Consider the following 3032-nt stretch of genomic DNA (forward strand, 5'->3'; position numbering starts at 1 on the left):
AGGATCCTTTCAAGATCAAGTTTCCAATTAAACCAATTCTCTTGATTCCGCCATTTCGAATGCTATCTAATATGTTGTGGACTCGTGGATATGTAATAAACATCCGGAATGAGCCCATTCAAAATGTAGAGTTGTTGCCAAGGCACGTATTTGAATCTATGACAATTCATCGGTATGTCGATGAATATGGAAAGCCAGTGCCGCCACCCAAAGATGGGGATGTTGTAGGCAATGACAGCTTTGAAGGCTGGGGATCCTTTGATTCAAAAATAAGCAATGCTATCGGCGTCGCGGCCCACCCTTCGCATGAATAGATCGTGTCCCCGCGGAGTTCCAGTACGTTGGAGTTCCTCAGCGTGCGGGGATGCGTCTTGGGTGTCGGCCATCGGCTCCGGCGGAAGATAAAGGGAGTGAAGTGGTGAAGATCGAAATGAAGCCCAGTAAAGACACGAACCTCATGGTCATCAAGAAGACCAAGTACATGCCTGTGGTTGGGGATCTATTTGCGGGGAATGTTCTCGGGAAACAATGGATTATAGGAAGGGTGATTAAAAATGGTTTTTCCAGCGCAACTGCAAAGCATTGTCACCTAATTTACATATATAAAACAAATGAAATCGTAAATCCGTTTGATGTAGAATTTCCCATAAAAATCAACTTGTTGTTTCCTCCGTTTTTGATGCTTTCAAATATGATGTGGACAAAAGGATATTTTATTCATATCAAAAATCACCCACTCCTTGATGGAGAGTTCTTGTTAAGGCATATCTTCGAATCAAGTATGATTCATAAATATGTTGACGAATGCGGCGATCCGACATCGGAGCCTAAATCAGATGATGTTGTTGGTAGGTATTCGTTTCAGGGGTGGTCCTCATTGGACGACAAAATAAGTAATGCTCTCGGCGTCCCGACCCATCCTTCGCATGAATAGATCGCATTTAAGCAGAGTCCGAGTGCGTTGGATTGTCTCGTCGCGCGAAGATGTGTCTGAGAGTGTCGGCTAATGGCTCCGGCGCGGGATAAATGGAGTAAAATGGTGAAGATTGAAATGAAGTCAAGCGATAAAACAAATCTAATGATTATCAGAAAAACACGACACAAACCAGCAAATGGAGATTTGTTTGCCGGAAACATCCTTGGGAAGCGTTGGATACTGGGTAGAGTGATTGAGAGTAATTTTACACGAGTTGGATCTGATAGATGTGTTTTATTATATATATATTCTCGAAAATTTGATAATCCATTTGATGTTTCATTTCCCATTGAGCCATTGTTAATACTTCCTCCGATTTTGATGACATCAAATATGATGTGGACTATGGGTTATTTTTTTTATATTCAAAATAAAAAAATTACAAACGATGAGATTATTGGTAGGCATATATTTAAATCTATGTCTATAAATAAGTATGTTAATGAGTGTGGGCAAAAGATGGAAGAGCCAGGGGCAGGGGAACTTGTAGGCGAAGATGCATTTTATGGCTGGGCATCTCTCGATGATGAAATCAGCAGGGCTCTTGGTGTTCCGGTTCACGCTTCGCGTGCGTAAATGGTCTGGCGGTGAGCGGGTCGGGCGAGGCCGTGGGGATCGGCTATGTGAAGTATGCGTATGACACGCCCCAGTCCGACGGAGTGTCGATCCAACGGGGGGCGGTGGACGACGTGGCGGGGAGCCAGGCGTTCGACGGGCGGTACGTGTACCACTACGACGCGTGGAACCGGCTCATCCAGGTGAACGCGGCGACGATCGCGACGTACCTGCCATTCCCGGCTGCGAACATCGCGGGCGAGCTTGCGAAGGTGGCATTGGGTGAGCAGACGATGGAAGAAGCGATGGTGGCGATTGGGATCGGCTTGATTCCAGGAGGCAAGTTATTGGGCGTAGCGGGAAAACTGCTGGGCAAGGCTGGCGCAATCGTTGGGAAGCTTGCCAGCGCCGCATGGAGCACGGCGAAGTACTACGCGGGGAGGTTCTTCAGCGGGCTGGCGAGAGCGGGTGGGGCACTGGTTGATGGCGCGATGAGTCTTGCAGAACGAGCGTTGAGCTGGTTCCAGAAGGGCTGCGGCTGCTTCACCGAGAACACATTGGTGTGGACGGAGCGAGGCCAGATCCCGATCCGCATGATTGTGGTGGGGGATGTGGTCAAAGCGAGAAATGAAGCGACGGGCGAAGACGAATGGCGACGAGTGGTGGACACCTTTACTCGTCCCGGCGCAGCGATCATCGAGCTGGTGATCGTGAAGGAGAATGGTGCTCGGTCATTGATCGAGGGCAAACACGCCCCGATAGCACTTGAGACGATCGAAACGACGGAAGAGCACCCGTTCCTCGTGGATTGCAGCCGGTGGCTGCGGGCCGATCAACTCTCAGCAGGCATGAGCCTGACCACGACGACCGGCGTGCAGGCCAAGGTCGTGACCGTCCGCTTCACGGACCGCCGCCAGCGTGTGTACAACTTCGAGGTCGAGGGTTTGCACACCTACGCTGTCGGCGGCGATGGTGTGGTAGTGCATAATATGGGCTGCGTTCCCGGCCCGTGGACAGTGCATAATTATAGAGATCGTTTTATTAGTGCACTCGGAAGCAAGGTAGAGGAAGTGCATCATAGAATTCCGCAAGTATGGAGTCATCTTTTTCCCAGTCGAAATATTCACGATCTTTCAAATTTGAGAGGTGTATCTGAAGAAGTGCATGCAGAAATTAGTCGGCAATGGAAAGGATTTAGAAAACTAAGGCCTAATGCTACTGCGATGGAGGTGGAGAGTTTTGCCGATGCAATCGATGGCATGTTTGGATGGGCTTTGCTAAGGGCAGATTAATAGTAAAAAGGAAGATATATGGGAAATATTGAAGTCAGAAATAAGTATTTTGCCGAGCTTAATCGAATAATATCTAATCGTGTAAAACATTCGATTGAAGAAATTATCCAGACAGTTAAGAATATCGCTCCGGTATTTGGGGGTGTAAATTTAGAGGATATCGCTGCACCTCGCTGCTTTGAAATTGAAAAGAGATTACGCCAAGAATT

4 protein-coding genes and 1 pseudogene are annotated in these 3032 nt (G+C 48.0%); all 5 read left to right on the forward strand.

The features are described from left to right. Positions 1–314, forward strand: a 314-nt coding sequence (locus tag LC605_RS32145) for a hypothetical protein (protein WP_229551422.1), incomplete at its 5' end; no start/stop codon positions are given. Between the two features lie 104 nt (positions 315–418). After that, the gene (locus LC605_RS32150; RefSeq protein WP_229551423.1) at positions 419–934 is read left to right on the forward strand and encodes a hypothetical protein; all 516 of its coding nucleotides are present in this window, start codon (positions 419–421) and stop codon (positions 932–934) included. A gap of 72 nt (positions 935–1006) precedes the next feature. Continuing rightward, positions 1007–1552 (forward strand): hypothetical protein, encoded by a 546-nt coding sequence (locus LC605_RS32155; protein ID WP_229551424.1) that lies wholly within the window; start codon positions 1007–1009, stop codon positions 1550–1552. Between the two features lie 32 nt (positions 1553–1584). Next, positions 1585–2823, forward strand: coding sequence for a polymorphic toxin-type HINT domain-containing protein (locus LC605_RS34120; protein WP_229551425.1), 1239 nt, complete (start codon positions 1585–1587; stop codon positions 2821–2823). An 18-nt stretch (positions 2824–2841) separates the two neighbouring features. Then, positions 2842–3032: pseudogene (locus LC605_RS33335) on the forward strand (hypothetical protein); the annotation flags it as partial.

This window comes from Nostoc sp. CHAB 5836, assembly GCF_020829445.1.
Classification (GTDB): Bacteria; Cyanobacteriota; Cyanobacteriia; order Cyanobacteriales; family Nostocaceae; genus Nostoc.